This is a genomic window from Rhizobium sp. NZLR11, from assembly GCF_019685115.1.
In the GTDB taxonomy this organism is placed as follows: Bacteria; Pseudomonadota; Alphaproteobacteria; order Rhizobiales; family Rhizobiaceae; genus Rhizobium.
Map to the genome: position 1 here is coordinate 272,498 of NZ_JABDWD010000001.1, position 23,511 is coordinate 296,008.

At 61.6% G+C, this 23,511-nt stretch carries 25 protein-coding genes and 1 pseudogene; 19 read left to right on the plus strand and 7 right to left on the minus strand.

Features of this window, described 5'->3' with window-relative positions:
- Positions 1 to 5: 5 nt before the first annotated feature.
- From HJB83_RS01270 to HJB83_RS01280, 3 genes are all read right to left on the minus strand, one after another.
- Positions 6 to 437 (minus strand): type II toxin-antitoxin system VapC family toxin, encoded by a 432-nt coding sequence (locus tag HJB83_RS01270; protein WP_221131194.1) that lies wholly within the window; start codon positions 435 to 437, stop codon positions 6 to 8.
- Entirely contained in the window at positions 437 to 688 is a 252-nt protein-coding gene (locus HJB83_RS01275) for a type II toxin-antitoxin system Phd/YefM family antitoxin (RefSeq protein ID WP_221131195.1), read from the minus strand. Before HJB83_RS01275 ends, HJB83_RS01270 begins: the two co-directional genes overlap by 1 nt.
- Positions 689 to 796: 108 nt before the next feature.
- A complete protein-coding gene (locus tag HJB83_RS01280; protein ID WP_221131196.1) occupies positions 797 to 1,840 on the minus strand; it encodes a LacI family DNA-binding transcriptional regulator in 1,044 nt (347 codons plus the stop codon).
- Between the two features lie 214 nt (positions 1,841 to 2,054).
- On the opposite strand from HJB83_RS01280, the gene HJB83_RS01285 reads away from it, so the two are divergent.
- From HJB83_RS01285 to HJB83_RS01360, 16 genes are all read left to right on the plus strand, one after another.
- On the plus strand, positions 2,055 to 3,089 hold the full coding sequence (locus HJB83_RS01285) for a Gfo/Idh/MocA family protein (protein WP_207585907.1): 1,035 nt from the start codon (positions 2,055 to 2,057) through the stop codon (positions 3,087 to 3,089).
- An 11-nt stretch (positions 3,090 to 3,100) separates the two neighbouring features.
- Positions 3,101 to 4,003: a sugar phosphate isomerase/epimerase gene (locus HJB83_RS01290; RefSeq protein WP_221131197.1), complete on the plus strand. Its 903-nt coding sequence runs from the start codon at positions 3,101 to 3,103 to the stop codon at positions 4,001 to 4,003.
- A 61-nt stretch (positions 4,004 to 4,064) separates the two neighbouring features.
- Positions 4,065 to 5,297: a sugar ABC transporter substrate-binding protein gene (locus HJB83_RS01295; protein ID WP_221116191.1), complete on the plus strand. Its 1,233-nt coding sequence runs from the start codon at positions 4,065 to 4,067 to the stop codon at positions 5,295 to 5,297.
- A 191-nt stretch (positions 5,298 to 5,488) separates the two neighbouring features.
- A complete protein-coding gene (locus HJB83_RS01300; RefSeq protein WP_221116190.1) occupies positions 5,489 to 6,391 on the plus strand; it encodes a carbohydrate ABC transporter permease in 903 nt (300 codons plus the stop codon).
- Entirely contained in the window at positions 6,388 to 7,215 is an 828-nt protein-coding gene (locus HJB83_RS01305; protein WP_221116189.1) for a carbohydrate ABC transporter permease, read from the plus strand. Before HJB83_RS01300 ends, HJB83_RS01305 begins: the two co-directional genes overlap by 4 nt.
- Positions 7,212 to 8,282 (plus strand): ABC transporter ATP-binding protein, encoded by a 1,071-nt coding sequence (locus HJB83_RS01310; RefSeq protein ID WP_221131198.1) that lies wholly within the window; start codon positions 7,212 to 7,214, stop codon positions 8,280 to 8,282. The genes HJB83_RS01305 and HJB83_RS01310 overlap by 4 nt, the downstream gene beginning before the upstream one ends.
- A gap of 254 nt (positions 8,283 to 8,536) precedes the next feature.
- Positions 8,537 to 9,559 (plus strand): LacI family DNA-binding transcriptional regulator, encoded by a 1,023-nt coding sequence (locus tag HJB83_RS01315; RefSeq protein ID WP_221116187.1) that lies wholly within the window; start codon positions 8,537 to 8,539, stop codon positions 9,557 to 9,559.
- 38 nt (positions 9,560 to 9,597) lie between these two features.
- Entirely contained in the window at positions 9,598 to 10,551 is a 954-nt protein-coding gene (locus tag HJB83_RS01320) for a substrate-binding domain-containing protein (RefSeq protein WP_221116186.1), read from the plus strand.
- Positions 10,548 to 11,369 carry an ATP-binding cassette domain-containing protein gene (locus tag HJB83_RS01325; RefSeq protein ID WP_221116185.1) on the plus strand — a complete coding sequence of 274 codons (822 nt, stop codon included), beginning with the start codon at positions 10,548 to 10,550 and terminating at the stop codon, positions 11,367 to 11,369. The genes HJB83_RS01320 and HJB83_RS01325 overlap by 4 nt, the downstream gene beginning before the upstream one ends.
- Entirely contained in the window at positions 11,366 to 12,370 is a 1,005-nt protein-coding gene (locus HJB83_RS01330; RefSeq protein WP_221131199.1) for an ABC transporter permease, read from the plus strand. The genes HJB83_RS01325 and HJB83_RS01330 overlap by 4 nt, the downstream gene beginning before the upstream one ends.
- 4 nt (positions 12,371 to 12,374) lie before the next feature.
- Positions 12,375 to 13,454 (plus strand): phosphotriesterase, encoded by a 1,080-nt coding sequence (locus HJB83_RS01335; protein ID WP_221131200.1) that lies wholly within the window; start codon positions 12,375 to 12,377, stop codon positions 13,452 to 13,454.
- 38 nt (positions 13,455 to 13,492) lie between these two features.
- Entirely contained in the window at positions 13,493 to 14,266 is a 774-nt protein-coding gene (locus tag HJB83_RS01340; RefSeq protein ID WP_221131201.1) for a glutamine amidotransferase, read from the plus strand.
- A gap of 35 nt (positions 14,267 to 14,301) precedes the next feature.
- A complete protein-coding gene (locus HJB83_RS01345; RefSeq protein WP_221116181.1) occupies positions 14,302 to 15,144 on the plus strand; it encodes a BtpA/SgcQ family protein in 843 nt (280 codons plus the stop codon).
- A gap of 2 nt (positions 15,145 to 15,146) precedes the next feature.
- On the plus strand, positions 15,147 to 15,794 hold the full coding sequence (locus tag HJB83_RS01350; protein ID WP_221131202.1) for a TenA family protein: 648 nt from the start codon (positions 15,147 to 15,149) through the stop codon (positions 15,792 to 15,794).
- Positions 15,795 to 15,818: 24 nt separating this feature from the next.
- On the plus strand, positions 15,819 to 16,712 hold the full coding sequence (locus HJB83_RS01355; RefSeq protein WP_221116179.1) for a ribokinase: 894 nt from the start codon (positions 15,819 to 15,821) through the stop codon (positions 16,710 to 16,712).
- 177 nt (positions 16,713 to 16,889) lie between these two features.
- Positions 16,890 to 17,723 carry an inositol monophosphatase family protein gene (locus HJB83_RS01360; protein WP_221116178.1) on the plus strand — a complete coding sequence of 278 codons (834 nt, stop codon included), beginning with the start codon at positions 16,890 to 16,892 and terminating at the stop codon, positions 17,721 to 17,723.
- Between the two features lies 1 nt (position 17,724).
- Here HJB83_RS01360 and HJB83_RS01365 read toward each other — a convergent pair whose 3' ends face one another.
- Genes HJB83_RS01365 through HJB83_RS01380 form a run of 4 tightly spaced genes read right to left on the minus strand, consistent with a single transcriptional unit; the run spans position 17,725 to position 21,692 of the window.
- Complete coding sequence (locus tag HJB83_RS01365) at positions 17,725 to 18,804, minus strand: ABC transporter ATP-binding protein (RefSeq protein WP_221116177.1); 1,080 nt, start codon at positions 18,802 to 18,804, stop codon at positions 17,725 to 17,727.
- A 28-nt stretch (positions 18,805 to 18,832) separates the two neighbouring features.
- Positions 18,833 to 19,660, minus strand: a complete 828-nt coding sequence (locus tag HJB83_RS01370; protein ID WP_221116176.1) for an ABC transporter permease — start codon at positions 19,658 to 19,660, stop codon at positions 18,833 to 18,835.
- Positions 19,657 to 20,547, minus strand: a complete 891-nt coding sequence (locus HJB83_RS01375) for an ABC transporter permease (RefSeq protein WP_221131203.1) — start codon at positions 20,545 to 20,547, stop codon at positions 19,657 to 19,659. The genes HJB83_RS01370 and HJB83_RS01375 overlap by 4 nt, the downstream gene beginning before the upstream one ends.
- Positions 20,547 to 21,692, minus strand: a complete 1,146-nt coding sequence (locus HJB83_RS01380) for an extracellular solute-binding protein (RefSeq protein WP_221116174.1) — start codon at positions 21,690 to 21,692, stop codon at positions 20,547 to 20,549. Before HJB83_RS01380 ends, HJB83_RS01375 begins: the two co-directional genes overlap by 1 nt.
- Positions 21,693 to 21,876: 184 nt before the next feature.
- Between HJB83_RS01380 and msrA the strand changes: the two genes are divergently transcribed.
- The 3 genes and pseudogenes from msrA (at position 21,877) to HJB83_RS01395 (ending at position 23,413) form a co-directional block, all read left to right on the plus strand.
- Positions 21,877 to 22,386 (plus strand): peptide-methionine (S)-S-oxide reductase MsrA, encoded by a 510-nt coding sequence (gene msrA / locus HJB83_RS01385; protein WP_221116173.1) that lies wholly within the window; start codon positions 21,877 to 21,879, stop codon positions 22,384 to 22,386.
- A gap of 73 nt (positions 22,387 to 22,459) precedes the next feature.
- Positions 22,460 to 22,687, plus strand: a pseudogene (locus HJB83_RS01390) (SDR family oxidoreductase); the annotation flags it as partial.
- A gap of 27 nt (positions 22,688 to 22,714) precedes the next feature.
- The gene (locus HJB83_RS01395; protein ID WP_207585706.1) at positions 22,715 to 23,413 is read left to right on the plus strand and encodes a ribonuclease activity regulator RraA; all 699 of its coding nucleotides are present in this window, start codon (positions 22,715 to 22,717) and stop codon (positions 23,411 to 23,413) included.
- Positions 23,414 to 23,511: the final 98 nt, after the last annotated feature.

A 23,511-nucleotide genomic window follows, 5' to 3' on the forward strand; every position in this document is an offset into this window, starting at 1 on the left:
GCCGCTCAGCTCCGTGTGCCAGCAAAACGCCAGGGGTCGATGCATTCGATGCCTAGCGGGATGAAATGCGCGACATTGCGGGTCACGAGGTTCAGCCCGTGTTCCAACGCAGTGGCGGCGATCATTGCATCGGCGGATGGACGCTTGTCCGCGGTTGGAAGCAGTCCGGCCCGGCTTGCCGTCGCTGCATCGAATGGCAGGATGCGCTCGGCGAATTCCGTCAGCACGCTCTCATCCATCCAGCGGCGCAGATCCTCGGCGAAGCCGGGGTCCCTTCCGCGCTCGCGCTGGATGCCGAACTGGATTTCCATGATCGTAACCGCTGAGAGATAGGCTTCGGCAACGGAAAACTCCTTCATGAAGTCTTGGAATTCCCGCGACTGCCGCTCGGCTCTTCGCGCAACAGAGACGACATTCGTGTCAAGCAGGAACACCATCAGAACTCGACGGTCCTGTCGTCAAAGCCGAGCCGCTCGGGCTCGAACTCCCTTTCATCGGCTGTCGGATCGCGCAAGGCCGCAAAGAGTGTCTTCGGCGCCTTCCAGTTCGCCTGAAATTCCGCATAACTGACAAGCACATAAGCCGCCTTGCCGCGATCGGTGATCACGAGCGGCCGTTCATTCGCCTCCTTCTTTGCCTTACTCGGATTCTGGTTGAAGGAAGCGCTGGTCATGAAGGACATTTTCATCGACTCGTCCATACTACATTCATCAGAAAGTATGCTACATTTAACTCACTTTTACAAGATCGGCGGGGAGGGAGCCCCCGCTTTCCTGGAGGAGTCATCCAGCGGCGCTCAGACCATGGCCACCGCCTGAAACGCATCGCTTTCTCCCGGCACCAATTCGAGCGGCCAGACGACGTTGCGGCCGGCATCGGGATAGAACTTGCGATAGGCCGGCATGTTGGCGAGAAGCATCTGGCCCAGCGCGATGCCGAGATCGTGGAGTGACATGCGGAAGCAGCTGAGCGAGGGCTGCAGGAACCGCGCTCGAGGCGCGTCACGGAAGCCGATCACGGCAATGTCGCGGCCGGGCATGACGCCTGCCTCCGTCAGGCGGCGGTAAAGGCCGATCGCCATCAGCTCGTAGATCAGGATCACCGCCGTCGGCCGCTCTTCAAGAAGCAGCAGCTCGTGGGCCGCCTGATAGCCGCCTTGTTCGCTCGACTTGACGCGGATGACGAGCGACCGGTCGAACGCTATATCGTGGCGTTCGAGCGCGCGGCGATAGCTCTCGAGAAAGACGTAGCCGAGGTTGACCTCGCTCGACGGCGCGGTGATCGCGATCCGACGGTGGCCGCGTGCGACCAGCCGCTGGACCGCATGTTCGGCCACGCCTTCGAAATCGAGATCGATCCAGGGCGAATTGCTGGCCGAAAGGCTGCGGCCGACCGAAACGAAGGGGATCTTTGCCCGCGACAGAAGATCGATGCGCCGGTCGATACGCTGCATATTCGAGATGATCATCGCATCGACGATGCCCCGCGCCACCATGCGCGTCAGATATTCGTGCGGATCCTCATCGCTCGGGCTGGGCAGCATGATGAGGTCGAGGCTGTGGCGGGCAAAGACGCTTTGCAGGCCGCTGGTGACGCCGAGGAAGAAGTTGTCGGCATTCTCGACCGCCTCCGTGCTGGATTCGATCATCAACCCGATGACCTTCGTCTCTCCCTGTCTCAGGCTCCGCCCCGACTGGTTGGCGACGTAGCCGAGTTCCTCCGCGGCTGCCAGCACGCGGCGGCGCGTTTCCTCGTTGACATCAGGCTTGCCATTCAGCGCCCGGGAGACCGTGCCGATCGAAATATCCAAGTGTTCGGCAAGCTGGCGAATGCCCTTCATCGTTGTTGATTTTCCCTGGAGCATGATGCCGAAAACTGCGCGCGGTTTCCAGATGACATCCTGCTTTCCTTCTCTGATTTAGATCCATTCGGATCTCGGTCCGAAATTTCGCATTTGGCGTCTATTGACATCGCAAAGTGTTTCCGCCAACATTCGTAAACGTTTACGGAGTGCGTGTCACGAGGAGAGTTGGCGCCATTCCCTGGAGGAAATCGTGAAATTCAGTGCCATTCTGTGCGGGTGCGGAGCTATGTCCAAAGGTTGGTTGCGCGCCATCGCTTCCAACCCTCAACTGGCCGAATCCATCACCATCGTCGGTCTCGTCGACCTCAACCGGGAGACGGCGGAAAAGCTCGCTGCCGAGTTCGGTCTTAAGGGCGCTGTGATCGGTTCGGACCTGTCCGAAGTTATCGCTGCGACCAAGGCCGATCTGGTCTTCGACATCGTCATTCCGTCCGCCCGGTACGATGTCGTTTCGGCGGCGCTCAAGGCCGGCTGCCACGTGCTCAGCGAAAAGCCGATGGCCGCCTCGCTTGCCGAGGGCGCTGCGCTGATCGATCTCGCCGCAGAAACCGGCCGCATCCATGCGGTCATCCAAAACCGCCGTTTCATCTCGGGCATCAGGCGCCTGCGCCGCTTCGTCGACAGCGGCGTGATCGGCGAGCTCACCGGCATCCATTGCGACTTCTTCCTCGCACCGCATTTCGGCGGCTTCCGCGAAGAGATGGATAATGTCCTGCTTCTCGACATGGCGATCCACACCTTCGATGCCGCCCGTTACGTCGCCGACAGGAAGCCGCTCGCCGTCTATTGCGTCGAGCGCAATCCGAAGGGGTCGTGGTACCGGCACGGCGCCTCGGCCAATGCCATCTTCGAATTTTCAGACGATATCGTCTTTACCTATCGTGGCTCCTGGTGCGCCGAGGGTGAGCGCACCAGCTGGGAAAGCCAGTGGCGTCTCGTCGGCTCGAAGGGCATGCTCACCTGGGACGGCGAGGAGAGCTTCAAGGCGACGGTTGCGGGCGAGGAGCCCGGCCTGTTGCGTGGTTCTACTTCCGTAAACGTTCCCGGTCCGGAGCATGACGAAGAAACCCACGGCCACGCCAGCGTCATCGCCGACTTCATCGCGGCGATCCGCACCGGCAAACAGCCCGAAACGGTCAACTCCGACAATATCAGAAGCCTCGCCATGGTCTTCGGTGCGATCGAAAGCGCCAAGACCGGCAAGCGCATCGAAATTTCAGCATAGGATCAAGTGACGTGAGCAACCCTGCAAAATCAATTCGCATCGGCACCATGGTCAGCGGTAACAAGGGCGATACCGCCCAGCGCATCGGCGAAATCGCCGACATGGGCTTCGAAAGCTTCGAACCCTTCTTCTGGCAGACGACCAAGGGTCAGGGCCTTTCCGAGCTCGGCAAGCGCTGCCTCGACGCGATCGGCGACCGCGACATCACCATCTCGACGCTCGGCATGTTCGGCAATCCGCTGGAAGAGACCGCAATCGACCTGGAGACGCTGCAGGGCTGGAAAGACTGCATCGACAATGCCCATCATTTCGGCGCCACTTGCGTTGCCGGCTTCACCGGCCGCATCCGCGGCAAACCGCTGACCGACAGCCTGGCTCGCTACAAGCAGATCTGGAGCGAGCTCGCCAAACGGGCGGCCGACAAGGGCATCAAGATCGCCTTCGAGAATTGCGCCATGGACGGCAACTGGGCAAGCGGCGACTGGAACATCGCCCACAACCCCGACGCCTGGGAATTGATGTTCAACGAGACGCCGGACGACAATATCGGACTGGAATGGGAGCCGTGCCATCAGATGGTCTATCTGATCGATCCGTTGCCGCAGATCCGCAAATGGGCGCACAAGTTCTTCCACGTCCACGGCAAGGACGCGACCATCCGCTGGGAGGTCATCAAGGAACACGGGATCTTCGGCAAGGAGAAGTTCGTCTTTATGCGCACGCCGGGCTTCGGCGACAGCAACTGGACCGACATCATTTCGGAGCTGCGCCTTGCCGGCTGGTCCGGCTCGATCGATATCGAAGGCTGGCACGACCCGGTCTATCGCGACGCGCTTGAAATGACCGGTCAGGTCTATGCGCTGAACCACCTCAAGCATGCCCGGGGCGGCGAATTCGTCGTCGACCCGGTCTGATGATATCGTTTCCGGCAAGGAGGAATTGCCGGAAACGGGGTAACCACAAAGGAGGAGAACCATGGCTATCCGTAAATATGCAATTCTCGGCGCTCTGGCGCTTGCAGGCGTCTCGCTGTTTGGCCTTTCGGCCAAGGCCGAGGACGTCACGCTGACACTCTGGTCGCTGGATAAGGACACCCAGCCGGCGCCGAACCTCGTCAAGGAGTTCAACGCCCAGAACAACGGCATCAAGATCGAGTATCGGCTGATCCAGTTCGACGACGTCGTCACCGAGGCGATGCGCGCCTACGCCACCGGCCAGGCGCCCGATATCATCGCCGTCGACAATCCGGAGCATGCGCTGTTCTCATCGCGCGGCGCCTTCCTCGACCTGACCGATATGATCGCCAAGTCGACCGTCATCAAGCCGGATAATTATTTCCCCGGACCGCTGAAGTCAGTGGAATGGGACGGCAAGTATTTTGGCGTGCCGAAGGCGACCAATACGATCGCGCTCTACTACAACAAGGATATGTTCAAGGCCAAGGGCCTCGATCCGAACAAGCCGCCGCAGACCTGGGACGAACTGGTCGAGGATGCGCGCAAGCTGACCGACCCCGCCAAGAACGTTTACGGTCTGGCTTTTTCGGCCAAGGCCAACGAGGAAGGCACCTTTCAGTTCCTTCCCTGGGCCCAGATGGGCGGCGGCAGCTATCAGCACATCAATGCCGACGGCGCGGTGAAGGCGCTCGGGATCTGGAAGACGATCATGGACGAGAAGCTCGCGTCTCCCGATACGCTGACACGCGGCCAGTGGGATTCGACCGGCACCTTCAACTCCGGCAATGCGGCAATGGCGATCTCGGGTCCCTGGGAACTCGACCGCATGACGCAGGAAGCGAAATTCGACTGGGGCGTCACCCTGCTTCCGGTTCCAAAGGAAGGGGCTGAACGTTCGTCGGCCATGGGCGATTTCAACTGGGCGATCTTTGCTACCAGCAAACATCCGGCCGAAGCCTTCAAGGCGCTCGAATATTTCGCCTCGCAGGACGACAAGATGTTCAAGAATTTCGGCCAGCTTCCGGCCCGTTCCGACATCTCCATCCCCGAGACCGGTCAGCCGCTGAAGGATGCCGCCCTCAAGGTGTTCCTCGAACAGCTGAAATATGCCAAGCCGCGCGGTCCGCATCCGCAATGGCCGAAGATCTCCAAGGCGATCCAGGACGCCATCCAGGCGGCGTTGACCGGCCAGATGAGCCCGAAGGACGCACTCGACCAGGCAGCGGACAAGATCAAGGCTGTGCTGGGCTAAGGAGCGGTTCGGCGTAGCCGAAGCGAAAGCGAAGAGCCGGATTGGCTCCTTGCTCCCTCTTCTCTCCGCTGGGGAGAAGAGGAAACCAAAATCATCCACCGATGGCATATGCCATCCAACTCTTTCCTCCCGGCAGGGGCCGTCTTCCGCATCATGCGCCAGGCGGCCCCGTTCGGAACATCGGAGGACGCATGAAGAGGATCCTGATGAGCGTCAGGGACGGCCGCGGTTTCGATATCGTGCTGGTCGCTTTCCCGCTCGGCTTTCTGTTCCTGATGGCGGGCCTGCCGCTGATCTACAATGTGGTGATGAGCTTCCAGGAGGTCGACATGTTCAGCCTCGGGACCTTCTCGCGTCCTTTCGTCGGCTTCAAGAATTATACCGAGCTCTTCGCGCAGCCGGAAACGCTGCCGATCCTCTATAACACCGTCATCTTCGTCACCGGCTCGATCGCCGGCCAGTTCCTGATCGGCTTTGGCCTGGCGCTGTTCTTCTGGGTCAACTTCCCCGGCGCCTCATGGATGCGCGGCCTGTTCCTCGTCTCCTGGGTGATGCCCGGCCTCGTCGTCGGCGCCATCTGGAACTGGATTCTCTCTGGTGATTTCGGCGTGCTGAATTTCATCCTCAGGGAAAGCGGCATCATCTCCGGCAACATCTTCTGGCGCTCGGACCCGCATTATTCGCTCTATGCGGTGATCATCGCCAATATCTGGCTCGGCACCTCGTTCAACATGATCCTTCTGTCCGTCGGTCTTGCCGGCATTCCCGCCGATCTCTTCGAAGCGGCCGAACTCGACGGCGCCAATGTCTGGCAGCGCTTCTGGACGATCACGCTGCCGATGATGCGCTCGACCATCGGCGCCATCGTCTCGCTCGGTCTGATCTTCACTCTGCAGCAGTTCGATCTCTTCGCCGCGATCACCTCCGGCGGGCCGAACAATTCGTCGAACGTCACGCAATACTGGGCCTGGGATCTCTCCTTCCGGCAATACGACTTCGCCAAGGGCGCGACGATCTCCGTCATCATGATCGTCTTCGTCATGTTCGCGTCCGTCGTTTATGTCCGGTCCACACGCCACGAGGTGCGCGGATGATGACGACAAACCGTGGCCGCCTGATGCTGGCGATATCGATCGTCATGGCGGCAATCTATCTCTTCCCGCTTTACTGGATGTACATCACTGCGCTGAAAAGCGGCTCGGAGATGTTTGCGACGCCGCCCAGCTTCTGGCCGGCAGCACCCCAATGGGGGACCTACGCCACAGTCTGGGAAAGCCGCGACATGGGCCGCTATCTCTGGAACTCGCTGGTCATCGCTCTCGGCTCCATGGCGCTCATCGCGCTGCTTGGCGTCGGTTGCGCCTATGTGCTCGCCAGGTACCGCAATGTCTGGGTGGATATCGGCCTGTTTCTGATCCTGATGCTGCAGGTCCTGCCAGCATCGCTGATGATCACGCCGATCTTCGTCGGTTTCTCGCAGATCGGCATGCTGTCCTATCCGCGGCTCGCCGTCATTATTGCCGTCGCCGCAAAGAGCATGCCCTTCTTCGTCATCCTGGTTCGCGCCACCTTCATGAGCGTTCCCCAGGAACTGGAGGAGGCAGCCCTCGTCGATGGCAATTCGCGCGTCGGCGCCTTCTTCAACATCGTGCTGCCGCTCGCCCGCAACGGCATTCTCGTCAGCGCCATCCTGATCTTCATGCAGGCCTTCGGCGAATTCGTCTACTCGAAGTCGATGATCCAGGCGGCCGAACTTCAGCCGGCCAGCGTCGGCCTCAATTCCTTCATGGGGCCGAATACCAACGAATGGAACAACATCATGGCCTACGCCACGATGTATGTGACGCCGATCCTTGCCATCTTCGTTCTCTTGCAGCGCCGCATCGTATCCGGCCTCACCTCTGGAGCCCTCAAATGACCACGCAGATCGAGCTCAGAGGCGTCAATAAATATTACGGCGCCTTCCACGCCCTGAAGAACATCGACCTGTCGATTGCCAAGGGAACTTTCGTCGCGCTCGTCGGCCCTTCGGGCTGCGGCAAGTCCACGCTGCTGCGCTCGCTCGCCGGCCTCGAAAGCATCTCGACCGGCGATTTGAGGATCGCCGGCGAGCTGATGAACGGCGTGCCTCCGCGCAAGCGAGACGTCGCCATGGTGTTCCAGTCCTATGCGCTCTATCCGCATATGACGGTTGAAGAGAACCTGACCTATAGCCTGCGCATCCGCGGCATTGCCAAGGCCGAGGCCAAGAAGGCCGCCGAGGACGTGGCGGCGACGACAGGTCTGTCGCATCTGCTGAAGCGCTATCCCCGCGAACTTTCCGGCGGCCAGCGCCAGCGCGTCGCCATGAGCCGCGCCATCATCCGCCATCCGAAGGCCTTCCTGTTCGACGAGCCGCTGTCCAATCTCGATGCGGCGCTGCGCGTCCACATGCGCAAGGAAATCCGGGCGCTGCACGACCGGCTGAACGCAACCTTCGTCTACGTCACGCACGATCAGGTCGAAGCGATGACGATGGCCGATCATGTGGTGGTGATGCGCGACGGCATCATCGAACAGCAGGGCGCGCCGCTGGACCTCTACGACCGGCCTGTGAACCGGTTCGTCGCCGGTTTCATCGGTTCGCCGGCGATGAATTTCATTCCGGCGATCGGCGCCGAAGACGGCAAGAGCCTGATCCTGGATTTCGGCGCCGTGAAGCAGACACTTGCGCTCGCCCGCGCCGTCGAGCCGGGGCGCAAACTCGTCGCCGGCATCCGGCCCGAACATATCGGCGTCGTCGAGCCCGGGAATGGCAGTTTCGATGTGCCGATCGCCTTCGTCGAATCGACCGGCTCGTCGACCTTCATCGTTGCGGAGACCCAGCCGGAACTGACGATCGTCGAGACGCGGCGCGACAGGGTGAAACCGGGAGACACGATCGGACTTTCGATTGATCCGACCCAGATCCATCTCTTCGATGCATCGACGGACCACGTCATATAAGGCAGCCAAGCAGCCTGCCGGTTCGGATTTGTCATAAATCGAACCTGGGCGACGGCGTCGAGCCAAGTCTCGGACACACCACCCGAGGCTGGCTGCGCCAAAAGTGCGTCCCGACGAGCGCCCGAGCCGTCCGATCGAGCTTCGATCGCCTATAGAAAAATACATCCCGCAGATTCATCGCTGTTGACAATGACGACCAATCGATATTGTCTTGTAAAGCGCTTTACTAAACCGCTTTACAATAGGTCCAATCAATGGCCAAGGGAACGACACCGAGCTTGAAGGATGTTGCGGCCGCAGCCGGCGTCTCGGTCACCACCGTGTCCCGTTTCGTCAACGGCAGCCTCGACCTACCGTTTCAGACCAAGAAGCGCATTGAGGACGCGATCAAGACGCTGAACTACCGGCCGAACCCGCATGCGCGCCGCCTGAGCAGGGGTCGCTCTGACACGATCGGCCTCGTCGTGCCCGATATCGCCAACCCCTTCTTCGCGACCCTCGTCGCCGCCGTCGAGCAGGCGGCCGACGAAAAGAAGCTCGCCGTCTCGCTGCATGCCACGCTCAACCGGCCGGGCCGCGAGATTGAATATCTGCAGCTGATCGAGCGCAATCACGTCGACGGCCTGATCTTCGTCACCAACCACCCCGACGACGGCGCGCTTGCCGCCCTCATCAACGGCACCGGCAAGGTCATCATCGTCGATGAGGACGTTCCCGATTCGAAAGCGCCGAAGCTGTTCTGCGACAATGAGCAAGGCGGTTATCTCGCTGGTCAGCACTTGGCCGCACAGGGTCACCGCCATGTCCTGTTCATCGGCGGTGACGAGCGCATGATCAGCGCCCGCAGACGTTATGACGGTCTGTTGAAGGCGCTCAGGGAGCGGCATGGCAGCGAGGCCCAGGCCGATCGCTATGCCGGCGAATATACGATCGAATACGGCCGTGCAGCTGCGCTTGAATATCTCTCGGGTGACCGAAAGGCGACGGCGATCTTCGCCAGCTCCGACGAGATCGCCATCGGGCTGGTCGAGGTCTTCGGAAGCCGGGGCGTCTCGATCCCGGCTGACATCTCGATCATCGGCTTCGACGATGTCGGCCCACTTCATCTTTTTGCACCGCCGCTGACAGCGATCCGCCAGCCGGTCCGCCAGATCGGCCGACGGTCACTGGAGCTGCTTCTGGAAACCAATTGGCACGAGTGGAAACCATCCGCTTCCGAGGAACTGGTGCCTGTCGAAATCGTGGTGCGGAACTCCGTTGCGCCGCCCGCGAAATAAAAAACAGCAACGTCAAAAAACCAAAAGAGGATGAGAACATGACACTGAATTTGACTAGACGAACGATGATCGCAGCCGCCGGCTTCACCGCATTGACCTTCATCGGCCTGTCCGGCGCCCAGGCCCAGGAAAAGAAGACCGTCGCACTCGTACAGATCAACCAGCAGGCGCTTTTCTTCAATCAGATGAATGAGGGTGCCCAGAAGGCAGCCGACGCCGCCGGCGTCAAGCTGGTGATCTTCAACGCCAACAATGAGACGACCGCGCAAAACAGCGCGATCGAAACCTACGTCCAGGAAAAGGTCTCCGGTCTTGCCGTCGTGGCGATCGACGTCAACGGCATCATGCCGGCGGTCAAGCAGGCGGCCGACGCCGGCATTCCTGTCGTTGCCATCGACGCCATCCTGCCTGATGGTCCGCAGAAGGCGCAGATCGGCGTCGACAACGCCGCAGCCGGCGCCGACATGGGCAAGTACTTTCTCGACTACGTCAAGGCGAACATGGGCGGCAAGGCCAAGCTCGGCGTCGTCGGCGCACTGAACTCGTTCATCCAGAACATCCGCCAGGACGGCTTCGAGAAGACCTTGAAAGGCGTCGACGGCATCGAAATGGCCGGCGTCGTCGACGGCCAGAATATCCAGGACAACGCCCTCGCGGCGGCCGAGAACCTGATCACCGCCAATCCCGACCTGACGGCGATCTACGCCACCGGCGAGCCGGCGCTGATGGGGGCGATCGCCGCTGTCCAGAGCCAGGGAAAGCAGGATAAGATCAAGGTATTCGGCTGGGATCTGACTGCCGAAGCCATTGCCGGCATCGATGCCGGCTTCGTCGTCGCCGTCGTCCAGCAGGATCCGGCCGCGATGGGCGGTGCCGCCGTCGACGCGCTCTTAAAGGCCTCGGCCGGCGAGGCCGTCACCAAGACGATCTCGGTGCCGATCACCATCGTGACCAAGGAGAATGTCGAGCCGTACCGGGCCGTCTTCAAATGATCGAAAGCGGACAGCATCATCTCGCTGCCGCCGGTTCCGGAGGGTTCGCACCCTCCGGAACCGGAACATCCGGCGGCACCCGATCCGATCCGCGCATCTCGTTGCGCGGTATCCGCAAGTCCTTCGGCTCGCATCAGGCGCTGCGCGGCGTCGATCTCGACATCTTCCCCGGCGAATGCCTGGGCCTCGTCGGCGATAACGCTGCCGGCAAGTCGACACTGACGAAAATCATCTCGGGGACCTACATTCCCGATGCCGGCACGATCACCATGGAAGGCGAGGAGGTCCGCTTCTCCGGCCCCGCGGATGCGCGCGGCAGAAACATCGAAATGGTGTTCCAGGATCTCAGCCTCTGCGACCACATCGATGTCGTCGGCAATCTCTTCCTCGGCCGCGAACTCAGCCGCGGCCCGTTTCTCGATACCAGGACGATGCTGTCCGAAGCTCGCAAGATGCTGGATTCGCTGGAAATCCGCATCCCGAGACTGACCGGCAAAGTCGCCCAGCTATCCGGCGGACAGCGTCAGGCGATCGCCATTGCGCGAGCGGCCTCCTTCAAGCCGAAAGTGCTGATCATGGACGAGCCGACATCGGCACTTGCCGTTGCCGAAGTCGAAGCGGTTCTCGCATTGATCAACCGCGTCAAGGCGAACGGGGTCTCGGTGATCCTTATCACCCACCGGCTGCAGGATCTCTTCCGGGTCTGCGACCGCATTGCGGTGATGTATGAGGGCACGAAGGTGGCCGAGCGGCAGATCGGCCGCACCAACCTCGAGGATCTCGTCCATTTGATCGTCGGTGAAGGAGCCAGGCAATGACGGCTTACACGGAACGCGGCCACGGATCTCGGGCCGCCGATTTCTTCGGCGAACATGCGCAAGTGCTGTCGATCGCCATCTTCTTCCTGGCTTGCATGATCTTCTTCTCGATCGGCAGCGAGACCTTCTTCACGCTCGGCAACATCCTGAACATCGTCCGGCAGGCCGCCCCCATCCTGATCGTCGCCATCGCCATGACCTTCGTCATCATTACTGGCGGTATTGATCTGTCGGTCGGCTCGCAGGTCGCCCTTGTCAATGCGGTTGCGGCAATCGTCATGGCGATGGGAATTCCCTGGCCGTCCGTGCTCATCGGCATGCTGGTGCTCGGCGCGTTTATGGGTCTGGTTCAGGGCTGGTTTGTCGCCTATCAGGGCATTCCGGCCTTCATCGTCACGCTCGCCGGCCTCTCGATCCTGCGCGGCCTGGCGCTCTATCTGACCCAGGGATATTCCATCCCGATCAAGGATGCGCCGGGCTTCTTCGCGCTCGGCCGGGGCGAAATCCTGAGCTTCCCGATCCCCGCAGTCATCGCCCTCATCATCGCCATTCTCGGCTATGTGATCATCACAGCGACGAAATACGGCCGGCAGGTCGTGGCGGTCGGCTCCAACATGGAAGCGGCACGGCGTGTCGGCATGCCCGCCAAATGGATCATCGCCTCGGTCTATATCATCTCCGGCATCGCCTGCGCGGTCGCCGGCCTGCTGATTGCCGCCCGGCTCGGCTCCGGCTCGTCCAATGCCGCCGTCGGTTTCGAGTTGCAGGTGATTGCGGCCGTCGTTCTCGGCGGAACGTCGCTGATGGGCGGACGCGGCACCATCCTCGGCACGGTGCTCGGCACGCTGACCATCGCCGTCATCGGTAACGGCCTGATCCTGATGCACATATCGCCGTTCTTCACCCAGATCGTCACCGGCGCCATCATTCTCGTCGCCATCTGGCTGAACACCCGCATCTTCACCGCCAATTTCCGTTTCGGAATCGGCAGGAAAGGATGAGGCGATGAATGAACAGGCAGCAGATAGCTTGTCCGAAGCGCATGTCCGCTCCGGCAAGGTGATGACCGTCACCGGTCCGATTTCGGCGGATGCGCTCGGCGTGACGCTGATGCACGAACACATCCTCAACGACTGCCGCTGCTGGTGGCACGCGCCGAAGGCGCCGGAGCGGCAATATCTGGCCGAACGCTTCGTCTGCATGGAGATCCTCGGCGAACTCCGGCAGGATCCCTTCGTCAACAAGCACAATATCACCCTCGACGACGAACATCTGGCGGTGGCCGAACTCAAGGATTTCGCCGGCGCCGGCGGCCGCACGGTGGTGGAACCGACCTGCAAGGGCATCGGCCGCGATCCACTGGCACTCCAGCGCATCTCAAAGGCATCCGGTCTCAACATCGTGATGGGAGCGGGATATTACCTCGGCTCCTCGCATCCGAAAGGCGTCGCGGCGATGAACGTCGAGGACATCGCGCGCGAAATCGTCCGCGAGGCAAGGGAAGGCGTCGATGATACCGGCGTCAGGATCGGCCTGATCGGCGAGATCGGCGTCTCCTCGGATTTCACCGCCGAGGAAGAGAAATCGCTGCGCGGCGCTGCCCGGGCGCAGGTGCTGACCGGACTTCCCCTGATGGTGCATCTGCCGGGCTGGCTCCGTCTCGGCCATCGCGTGCTCGACGTGGTGGCCGAAGAGGGTGCGGATCTCAGCCACACCGTCCTTTGCCACATGAACCCGTCGCATGACGATATTGCCTATCAGAGCGAACTGGCGGAGCGCGGCGCCTTCATCGAATACGACATGATCGGCATGGATTTCTTCTATGCCGACCAGCAGGTGCAGTGCCCGAGCGACGAAGAGGCTGCGCGCGCGGTCGTGCGTCTCGTCGAGGCCGGTTATCTCGACCGGATTCTTCTGTCGCACGACGTCTTTCTGAAGATGATGCTGACGCACTACGGCGGCAACGGCTACGCCTACATCCTTCGCCACTTCCTTCCGCGTCTTCAGCGGCACGGCCTCGACGGGACGGTCCTTAACGAGATGATGCGCGGCAATCCGCGCCGCGTCTTTCACGCCGGAGCCTAGCTCCATCAATGCAATCGATCACAGGTAACCGGAAGACCATGACAAAGAAAATCCTCCTTGTCGGCGAGAGCTGGGTTAGCTCCGCCACGCATTACAAAGGCTTCGACCAGTTCGGCAGCGTCACCTTCCATCTCGGCGCCGAACCGCTGGTCAAGACGCTCGCCGGCAGCGCCTTCGAACTCACCTATATGCCGGCGCATGAGGCGGTGGAGAAGTTCCCCTTCGATATATCCGGGCTCGACTCTTACGATGCCATCATCCTCTCCGATATCGGCGCCAATTCGCTGCTGCTGCCGCCGGATGTGTGGCTGCATTCGCGCACGGTGCCGAACCGGCTGAAGCTGCTGAAGGCATGGGTGGAAAAGGGCGGCGGCCTGCTGATGGTCGGCGGCTATTTCTCCTTCCAGGGCATCGACGGCAAGGCGCGCTGGCGGCGCACCCCTGTCGAAGACACCTTACCCGTCACCTGCCTGCCCTATGACGACCGCGTCGAGATTCCCGAGGGAACCGTTGCCGAGGTGGTGAAGCCTGAGCACCCGACGATGCAGGGCCTCGAAGGCGCCTGGCCGGTGCTTCTCGGCGTCAACGAGGTCGAAGTGCGCAACCGTGCGGATGTCGAAGTCATCGCGCGCTTGCCGCAGGATCAGGGTGGCCATCCGCTGTTCGTCGTTGGCACGCACGGCACTGGACGAACGGCGGCCTGGACGTCGGATATCGGCCCGCACTGGCTCTCGCCTGCCTTCTGCGAATGGGATGGCTACGGCCGGCTGTGGAAAAACATCCTCGGCTGGCTCACCGAGAACCAGGCGTGATTTCAGCACGCGGCAGAAATTGGAAAGGGAATGACATGCAGGAAATTTCGGACAGATCATCCAACGCCGTCAGGGACATCTTCGGCAGGGACAAGGTTCTGATCGGCATGATCCACTGCCCGGCCTTTCCGGGTGCACCCCGCTACAGGGCTGCTGCGATGGACGCGATCTACGACGCGTGCATGCGCGACGCCGAAGCCTGCATGGAAGGCGGCCTGCATGGGTTGATCATCGAAAATCACGGCGACGTGCCATTCTCGAAGCCCGAGGATATCGGCCCCGAGACGACGGGTTTCATGTCCGTCGTCACCGACCGGATCGCGCGCGCGGCCGGCATTCCGCTCGGCGTCAACGTCCTTGCCAATGCGCCGATTCCAGCCTTCGCCATCGCCATGGCCGGCGGCGCCAAATTCATCCGCGTCAATCAATGGGCCAATGCCTATGTTGCCAATGAAGGTTTCATCGAGGGCAGGGCCGCCGAAGCCATGCGCTACCGCTCGCTGCTCAGGGCCGAGCACATCAAGGTTTTTGCCGACAGCCACGTCAAACACGGCAGCCACGCCATCGTCGCCGACCGCTCGATCCAGGAACTGACGCGTGACCTCGCCTTCTTCGATGCCGACGGCGTCATCGCCACCGGCCAGCGAACCGGCAATTCGGCGACGATGGAGGAAATCGAGGAGATCGGCGCAGCGACGCATCTGCCACTGCTCGTCGGCTCCGGCGTCAACAAGGACAATATCGTCGATATTCTGAGCCGCACCAACGGCGTCATCGTCGCCTCATCGCTAAAACATGGCGGTGTCTGGTGGAATCCTGTCGATATCGAGCGGGTGCGCGCCTTCCGGGCGGTTGCCGAACCGGGACTGGAGGGCTGAGCATGGCCGAGGAGAGCCTTTCAGACCGCATTCTACGTGAGAACGACGCCGTCTTCCGGACGATGCTTGGCCACCGCTTCGTCGAGGACGTGAAGAACGACACCTTGAGCAAGGAGGCTTTCGAGCGTTATCTCGTCTACGAAGGCGCCTTCGTCGACAGCGCCATCTCGATCTTTGCTTATGCGGCGGCGACCGCCAAGACGATGACGCAGAAGCGCTGGCTGATCGCGGTTCTCGAAGCGCTGGCAACCGAGCAGATCAGCTATTTCGAACGCACCTTCGCCAGCCGCGGCATTGATCCTTCTTCCTTCGACACCGGCATCGCCGAGGTCGAGGCCTTTCGTGCCGGCATGTTGGAGATCGCTCGCCAGGGCGGCTTCCTCGATACGGTCGCGGCGATGTTTGCGGCCGAGTGGATGTATTGGACATGGTCGAAGGAAGCGGCTACCCGCTCGATCAGCGATCCGCTGCTGAAGGAATGGGTCGACCTGCATGTCGATCCTAATTTCGCCGCCCAGGCGCAATGGCTGAAAAATGAACTCGACATGACAGGAGAAACCCTGGAAGAGGATGAAATGGCGCGATTGAGCGCGATCTTCGGCCAGGCGATGCAGCTCGAGATCGATTTTCACAATGCGCCTTATCTTTAGCTTCAGCCTTGCGAAAGCGGATGCATGCGCGCCTACATAGTCGGCAATGTCGCCATCGACGAAACCATCGCCGTTTCCGAACTTCCGGTCATTGGTGCCTCCATCCTCGGCACTGCCGGTGGCAGCGATCTCGGCGGCAAGGGCACCAACCAGGCGGTCGTCATGGCTCGCTGCGGCGTTCCGACAACGTTGGTGGCGCCTGTCGGTTGGGATGCGAGGGCCGAGACGATCCGCCACTACCTCGCGGAGGAACCGCTTCAGAGCGACCTGATCGAAATGCAAGGTACATCGAGCGACGTCTCGATCATCTTCCGGCTGCCGGGCGGTGAAAATGCCATCGTCACGACGACGGAATCAGCGCAGAGCCTGTCCCTGTCCCATGTCGCACGAAGCCTGTCGACCGCCGGTCAAGGCGATCTGATGATGCTGCAGGGAAATCTGTCCGATCAGGCGACCCGCGACATCCTGGAGCAGGCAAGAGCGATCGGCATGATCACCGCCTTCAATCCCTCGCCGGTGCGTTCCTATTTCTCCGATCTTTGGGGGTTGATCGATATAGCGTTCCTCAACAAGGGTGAGGCCCAGGCCCTGACAGGAACGACAGGCCGCGATGCTGCCGAATATCTTTTGAGCCGGGGCCTGCGCGAAATCGTTCTGACCCTCGGCAGCGACGGCGCGACGCTTGTCAATCGGCGCGATAGCATTGAAGTGCCCGCCCGAGCCTGCGATGTGGTCGATACGACGGGTGCGGGCGATACGTTTATGGCCGTGGCGCTGGCATCCTGTGGGCTGCGAGGGGGACGGCTGGACAGGCAGGCCATCGAGCATGCCGCCGCCGCCGCCGCTATCACCGTCTCTCGGCACGGGACCAGAAAGGCGTTTCCTACGGTTTCCGAGCTTGAAACGATCTTGAAATAACCGGCTTGACGCCATTATGTTGACGCTGACAAACAAACTCTGCGTTCTCGTCGACTGTTGGATGGCGTTTGACGGCAATGGCAGCGGACAGCTTCATCAAACCATCATCAGCCTCTGCGAAGGGATGGGCGCCTCGTAGCTCACCCCGTCATATCAGCAGCAATCCGGACTCTTCTCATGGCATCCTCTCCGATTTCCGCGCGTCTTTCCCCGACCGCATCGTCCCGCCTCGCCGTGCTTGCCGAAACGGTCATAAAGGCGGGCGAAACCGCCCGCGGCTCGCTGCGGCGACGAACATCGGCCGAAATGCTGGCCAAGGCGCCGCGCGACTATCAGACCGAGATCGATGTCGCCGTCGAGCGGATCATCGTCGACGAGATGACGAAGGCTTTTCCGGATTATGCCATTCAAGGCGAGGAAGCCGTCGGCAACCGCACGGCCGGGCCGGAAACACCCATCATCTATATCGATCCGATCGACGGCACCACCAATTATGCCTGGGGCCTTCCGCATTTCGGCATGACGATCGCAATCGCCGAAGGCGGAAGGCTCGTCGCCGGCGTCGTTTATGACGCGATGCAGGACGAGCTGTTCAGCGCCGAGCTCGGCGGCGGTGCCTATCTCGACGGCGAGCGCATCCGCTGCGCCGAGGTCGGCGACATCGAAAACGTGCTTGTCGGTGCAGGCCTGCCAATCCCGGGCCAGGTCAAGGCGGTCGCCGAAGCGGCCTATTTCGACGCCATCAAACGGCTGATGGCCAACACGGCAGGCGTACGCCGCCTTGGCTCGGCGGCGCTGTCGATCGCCTATGTCGCCTGCGGCCGGCTGGACGGATTCTTCGAGGACGGGCTCTCGATCCATGATTTCGGCGCCTCGGCGCTGATGGTCGAGGAGGCAGGCGGCATTGTTACGCGTTTCTCCGGTGCCGCCGTCGACGGGCCGGGCGATATCCTCGCCGCCAGCAAGGCATTGTATCCCTGGCTCAAGGAAGGCTTCGCGACGAAGGCGTAATTTAGACCGGCAACAGCCGCCCAAGCTCCGCATCGCCCCTTGCCGTCATCGATTGATGGACGAGTTCATTGTTGCGGTAGACGAAAAAACTGGTGCAGCTCGGCTCGACCTTCATTCCGGTCCGAATCCGATCGTCCGGCGCCACCATTGCCTTCAAGCGACTGCCGTCGGCCAGATCGACATCGACCATCTTATGCGTGCCGAAATCGACGACGCGATGGACCGTCGCGGCATCCGGCCGGTCCGAGGACCGGATCATCAGCGCTTCAGGACGGGTGGCCAGCGTCACGGGTCCGTCCTCGATGGGGATCGCAAGCGGGAAGAGCGGATGCTCGCAGGCGCCGTTTCTGGTGTGGCTCTCGACGAAATTCATCGAGCCGATGAAGCCGGCGACGAAGGCTGTCTGCGGCTGCCGGTAGATAGTGCTCGGCGGCGCGATCTGCTCTGTGCGTCCGTCGCGCATGACCACGATGCGGTCGGCGAGCGCCAAGGCTTCGTCCTGGCCGTGGGTAACGAAGAGCGTGGTGATGCCGAGGCGCTGCTGGATATCGCGCACTTCTTCCCGCAGCCTTTCGCGCAGGTGCTGGTCAAGGCTGGCGAAGGGTTCGTCGAGCAGCAGGATCTTCGGCTCAAGCACCAGCGAGCGGGCAAGGGCGACGCGCTGCTGTTGTCCGCCCGACAGTTGCGTCGTCATCCGCCGCCCGTAATCGCCAAGGCCGACCAGATCGAGCGCATCCTCGACACGCTGACGAATTTCGGATTTCGGCAGCCGGCGAACCTTCAGACCGAAGGCGATGTTGTTGAAGACATCCATATGCGTCCAGAGCGCGTGGCTCTGGAACACCATGCCGGTCGGGCGCCGCTCGGGCGGCAGGCTCGTCACATCCCTGCCGTCGATGCGGATCGTTCCGCCGCTCGGACGCTCGAAGCCACCGATCATTCTGAGAAGCGTCGACTTGCCGGAGCCTGAGGGGCCAAGCAGGCAGACGAGTTCGCCGTCGCCGACTTCGAGCGAAAACTCGCGAACGGCAAAGGTGCTTCCGAACAGCTTCGAAACGCCCTCGATCATTAGATGTGCCATTCTCAAACCTTTCCTCAATTGGCGCCTCTCACGCACCAAAACCTCTCGCGAACGCGCCAGTGCCGATGACGCGGCGCGCAAACATCAGCGCGATGAAGGACGGCAGCCACAGCATGACGGAGAGCACGGCGCCATATTGCACGACGATCTGATTGTTGATGAAGCCGATCATCAGCACCGGCATGGTGCGGATCCCAGGCGCGCCAATCAGCCAGGCGCCTTCGGTTTCGTAGAAGGTGCCGACGAAGGTCAGAAGCAGGGCGGCGGTGATCGTCGGTGCGGCCTGCGGCAGCGTGATCGACCAGAAGACGCGCAGCGGCGTGGCGCCGGCATCGCGTGCTGCCTCTTCCATGCGTCGGTCGACATTCTGGAAGGCTGCGACCGGAATCCAGATCATCAGCATCAGCGTGCCGACAAGCTGGATCAGCACAACGCCCCAGAAGGTGCTGATCAGGCCGAGCTGCAGGAAGATGCCGGCAATGGCGACGAGCAGGCCGAATTTCGGGAAGGCATGCGATGCGAGAAACGACAGGAACAGGATATTTCTGCCGGGAAAGCGCATGCGCGCGAAAGCATAGGCGGCGGGAAGGCAGATGACGGCGGAAAGGGCGGTCACCGTCGCGGTCAGCCGCAGACTGAGCAAGAGAGCATCCCAGACATCCGAGCGCGCCAGCGTCTGGCCCCAGAAGCGCAGGCCGAATTGCTGCGGGATCACCGACGGGTAACGCCAGACCTGGGTGAAGGCCCATGTGCCGACGACGATCAGCGGCAGCGCGATGAACAGCGTCAGCAGGCATGCGAAGAGCATGCCGATCCAGTCGAAGCGAAGGCCGATGCCCGGTCTAGTTGTTCTCATGGCCGGACCTCCCGGTTGCGGGCAATCGACCGGATATAGAAGATGCCGAAGACCAGGCAGAAGGTGAATGTGATGACGGCCTGGGTCATGGCGTTCAGCGGGTCGTTCATGTCGGCGAAGGTGCGCTGCATGAACGGCCCCATCATCTCCGGCGATGCCGGGCCGAGCACATAGGGAAGGGTGAAGGCGGAAAAGATGCCGAGCACCGCAAAGGAAGCAGTGACCAGCAGGGAATTGCCCATGCGCGGCAGAATGATCGAGACGAAGACCCGAAGCGGCCCTGCGCCGACGTCGCGGGCGGCCTCGATGGCGCTGTTCGAAACCGAGGAGAGGCCGGCCGTCAGCATCAGCACCGTCAACGGAAGATTGTCCCAAACGAGGCCGATCACCGGTCCCCACGGCGTCAGATAGGGCGTGCGCAGCTTGGGCAGGCCGACGGCGTTCAGCAACAGGTCGACGGTGCCGTTCGGCCCGATGGTCCTGATCAGCGCATAAGCAAGAATGATTGACGGCACGAACATCGGGAAGATCGCAAGAGCCTGCACGTAGGCAGCAAGGCGACCTTGCGAGAAGCGAAGGTAAAGCGCGATCGGAAGGCCGATCGCCAGAAGCAGAATGCCACAGACGGCGGTGGTCCACAGCGTCAGCCATAGATTGCCGAGGCTGTAGCCATCGGAAAAGAAGAAGCGGTAGGAGGCGAGCGAGAACTCCGTCGCGCCCTCAGGGCCTCGAACCAAAATCGTGCCGACGACCGCCGAAAAGATCGGGAAGATGATCAGCCATCCAACCAGGAAGACCGGCAGCGCAACGAGGAGGAGCCCGAGGAAGCTCCTCCTGTCGATAGATTGGTGACGGCGCGGTGCCGCCAGCGCGGTATCGGCGGACATCAGGTGCGGCTGATGCCCGGCGCGACGTTGCGATACCAGCCGTCGTTGATCGCCTTTTCCCAATCGCCGCTCGGGAAGGTGGGGATGGTCGACGGAATGACGTCAGCATATTTCTTGCGCAGATCGTCGGAGATATGGTCCCAGGAGATGGCAGGGAAGCCGCCGATCTGGGTGATGATCGCTTCCTGCATTTCCTTTGTCAGCATGAACGCGGCAAGCTTCAGCGCCGCATCCTTGTTGGCGCCGTTCGAGAACACCGTGATGCTGGAGAAGCCGCCGCAAAGGGCGAGATCGCCAAGCTGCACCAGGCCGGTCGTCTCGGGCAGTACGCCCTGCGAGATCGCCTGCAGCACCTGGTCCGACCAGACCGGCACCATGGTGACGACACCCTGGGCAAGCAGCTGGATCGACTGGGTATTGCCTGATGTATAGGCGCCCTTGTCGTAGAGCGAAGGGGCGAGATCGTTGAGCAGCTTCCAGGCCGGCGTCAGCGCCTTGGTGCCGTAGTCCACGGTGAAATTGTCGACCTTGAATTTCTTCGGATCGCGGCCGTTCACCTCATGAATTGCGCGGCGAACGAAGTTGCTGCCCGAACCGCCCTTGTCGGGTCTGTTGTAGATGAACTGGCCCGGGTGGGCCTTGATCCAGGTCGTGAGCTGATCCCAGCTTTTTGGGGCATCCTTCGGGTCGAGCTTGGCCGTGTCGTAGGCGAGCAGCACCTGCGAGCCGCGATAGGGAAGCGAGTAGGGGGTATCGAAGGCCAGTGGATTGATGTGGTCGTAGCCTTCGATGTTTTCGGCTGACAATTTCACCCAGAGGCCGGCATCGATACCACCCGCCGGCAAACGCGGATCGAACTGCTCGAAAAGGTCAGCCTGCGGATCGGTCTTCGTCTTCAGCGCTGCGAGCGCGCGGTCGGCGATGGCGCGCAGGCCGTTATTATCGCCGGCATCGGTCACCTTCAGCGGGAGTTCGGGATGCGCCTTTTCGAAGGCAGGGCGGATGATGTTGTTCCAGAGGTCGACGATATTGGCATCCGAACCGCTATAGAGGTCGATCGTGCCGACTGCCGCCGATGCGAAGCGCGGGAGAGCCAGAAGACCCGCCGCAGCCGACGATGTGATCAGAAATTCACGCCTATTCATAACCGTCTCCATCAGGTGTCGAGGCTCCGCCTCGGCGGATTGTCGGAGGCCTTGCTAGCGCCGGCGCGTAACATCGACATGACAGGCAGGCTGTTCGAAAGGAAATTGCACAGCTGTGCTTATTTCCGCTGTGTGGAAATCGCGGGCCGGAGATACTATCTCTTGGCAAACAAGGAGACATCCAATGACCGAAGAACGTGCAGTGCTCGCCGGTGGCTGCTTCTGGGGCATGCAGGACCTCATCCGCCGGTACAAGGGCGTGATTTCGACCCGGGTCGGCTATTCCGGCGGCGACGTGCCGAATGCCACCTATCGCAACCACGGAAACCACGCCGAGGCGATCGAGATCATCTTCGATCCCGCAAGGATCAGCTATCGCGAAATCCTCGAATTTTTCTTCCAGATCCATGACCCGAGCACGCGCAACCGCCAGGGTAATGACGTCGGCGCGAGCTACCGCTCGGCGATCTTCTACGCCAGCCCCGAGCAGGAGCGTGTTGCCAAGGATACGATCGCCGATGTCGACGCATCCGGCCTCTGGCCCGGCAAGGTCGTCACCGAGGTCGTGCCGGTGAGCGATTTCTGGGAGGCCGAGCCCGAGCATCAGGATTATCTGGAGCGGATACCAAACGGCTACACCTGCCATTTCGTCCGGCCAGGCTGGAAGCTGCCGGTCCGCCAGAAGATCGCCTGACGCTTTTACATACATGCCGGCATCAGAGCCGGCATGTATGAGGCGACGTCTTCCATCTATCATCGCGCAGTTGGGCCGGAGCGCCACCCGCCGCATCACCTTCCTCGACGAGCAGCAGGCCAAGCGCGAAAACCGCTCCATCGATGACGTCGTCGCCGAAAGCACTGGCAGCATTCCGCTCGGCCGTTATGGCCGGCCGGAAGAATATGGCAATTTCGTCGCCTTCCTGGCGAGCGAGCCTGCCTCCTATCTGACCGGATCGGTGATCCTCGTCGATGGCGGCATGATCCAGAGCATCTGACAGAAACCGGATTGGACACGAGAACCGATGGCCCTTAGCACTGAAGCGATTGCAACACTCAAGGCCGTCTCGACGGCGACATTGACGACCGTTCTTCTAAAGAAAGGCTTGCGCAATGTCTGGATCCGCGGCGCCGTTCCGTTAAAGCCCGGCCAGCCGCGCATCGTCGGCCCGGCCTTCACGCTCCGCTTCGTTCCGGCCCGCGAGGATCTGGCGACGCCGGCATCCTGGGCCTCGCCGATCTCGACGCGCGCCGCGATCGAGGCGATGCCGGAAGGCTGCGTCGCCGTCGTCGACGCGATGGGCGTGACCGATGCCGGCATCTTCGGCGATATCCTCTGCGCCCGCATGCAGAAGCGGGGTGTTGCCGCACTTGTCACCGACGGCGTGGTGCGCGATCTTGCCGGCGTGCTCGACACCGACCTGCCGGTCTGGTGCCGCGGCGTCGCGGCACCTCCCTCGGTTGCCGGCCTCACCTTCGTCGCCTGGCAGCAACCGATCGGTTGCGGCGGCGTCGCGGTCTTTCCCGATGACATCATCGTCGTCGACCAGGACGGCGCGGTGCTGATCCCGGCCGATTTGCTCGAGGCTGTGCTGGCGGAAGCCCTGGAACAGGAGCGCATGGAAGCCTGGATCATGACCAGGATCGATGACGGCGTGCCGCTGCCCGGCCTCTATCCGATGAACGCCGAAACCAAGGCGCTCTACGAGGCTTCGAAGAAATAATCTCCAAGCCAGTGCGAATGGAAAGGGGTCGCTGCCTCGCGACCCCTTTTTTGTTTTGGCGCAGACAGAAGTCTGCTCCGGTAAGCCGCCCCCGCACT

Coding starts and splice junctions, on each gene's coding strand:
- HJB83_RS01270 (WP_221131194.1), bottom strand. CDS start 437: ATGGTGTTCCTGCTTGACACGAATGTCGTCTCTGTTGCGCGAAGAGCC.
- HJB83_RS01275 (WP_221131195.1), bottom strand. CDS start 688: ATGAAAATGTCCTTCATGACCAGCGCTTCCTTCAACCAGAATCCGAGT.
- HJB83_RS01280 (WP_221131196.1), bottom strand. CDS start 1,840: ATGAAGGGCATTCGCCAGCTTGCCGAACACTTGGATATTTCGATCGGC.
- HJB83_RS01295 (WP_221116191.1), top strand. CDS start 4,065: ATGGCTATCCGTAAATATGCAATTCTCGGCGCTCTGGCGCTTGCAGGC.
- HJB83_RS01300 (WP_221116190.1), top strand. CDS start 5,489: ATGAAGAGGATCCTGATGAGCGTCAGGGACGGCCGCGGTTTCGATATC.
- HJB83_RS01305 (WP_221116189.1), top strand. CDS start 6,388: ATGATGACGACAAACCGTGGCCGCCTGATGCTGGCGATATCGATCGTC.
- HJB83_RS01310 (WP_221131198.1), top strand. CDS start 7,212: ATGACCACGCAGATCGAGCTCAGAGGCGTCAATAAATATTACGGCGCC.
- HJB83_RS01315 (WP_221116187.1), top strand. CDS start 8,537: ATGGCCAAGGGAACGACACCGAGCTTGAAGGATGTTGCGGCCGCAGCC.
- HJB83_RS01320 (WP_221116186.1), top strand. CDS start 9,598: ATGACACTGAATTTGACTAGACGAACGATGATCGCAGCCGCCGGCTTC.
- HJB83_RS01325 (WP_221116185.1), top strand. CDS start 10,548: ATGATCGAAAGCGGACAGCATCATCTCGCTGCCGCCGGTTCCGGAGGG.
- HJB83_RS01330 (WP_221131199.1), top strand. CDS start 11,366: ATGACGGCTTACACGGAACGCGGCCACGGATCTCGGGCCGCCGATTTC.
- HJB83_RS01335 (WP_221131200.1), top strand. CDS start 12,375: ATGAATGAACAGGCAGCAGATAGCTTGTCCGAAGCGCATGTCCGCTCC.
- HJB83_RS01340 (WP_221131201.1), top strand. CDS start 13,493: ATGACAAAGAAAATCCTCCTTGTCGGCGAGAGCTGGGTTAGCTCCGCC.
- HJB83_RS01345 (WP_221116181.1), top strand. CDS start 14,302: ATGCAGGAAATTTCGGACAGATCATCCAACGCCGTCAGGGACATCTTC.
- HJB83_RS01350 (WP_221131202.1), top strand. CDS start 15,147: ATGGCCGAGGAGAGCCTTTCAGACCGCATTCTACGTGAGAACGACGCC.
- HJB83_RS01355 (WP_221116179.1), top strand. CDS start 15,819: ATGCGCGCCTACATAGTCGGCAATGTCGCCATCGACGAAACCATCGCC.
- HJB83_RS01360 (WP_221116178.1), top strand. CDS start 16,890: ATGGCATCCTCTCCGATTTCCGCGCGTCTTTCCCCGACCGCATCGTCC.
- HJB83_RS01365 (WP_221116177.1), bottom strand. CDS start 18,804: ATGGCACATCTAATGATCGAGGGCGTTTCGAAGCTGTTCGGAAGCACC.
- HJB83_RS01370 (WP_221116176.1), bottom strand. CDS start 19,660: ATGAGAACAACTAGACCGGGCATCGGCCTTCGCTTCGACTGGATCGGC.
- HJB83_RS01375 (WP_221131203.1), bottom strand. CDS start 20,547: ATGTCCGCCGATACCGCGCTGGCGGCACCGCGCCGTCACCAATCTATC.
- HJB83_RS01380 (WP_221116174.1), bottom strand. CDS start 21,692: ATGAATAGGCGTGAATTTCTGATCACATCGTCGGCTGCGGCGGGTCTT.
- msrA (WP_221116173.1), top strand. CDS start 21,877: ATGACCGAAGAACGTGCAGTGCTCGCCGGTGGCTGCTTCTGGGGCATG.
- HJB83_RS01395 (WP_207585706.1), top strand. CDS start 22,715: ATGGCCCTTAGCACTGAAGCGATTGCAACACTCAAGGCCGTCTCGACG.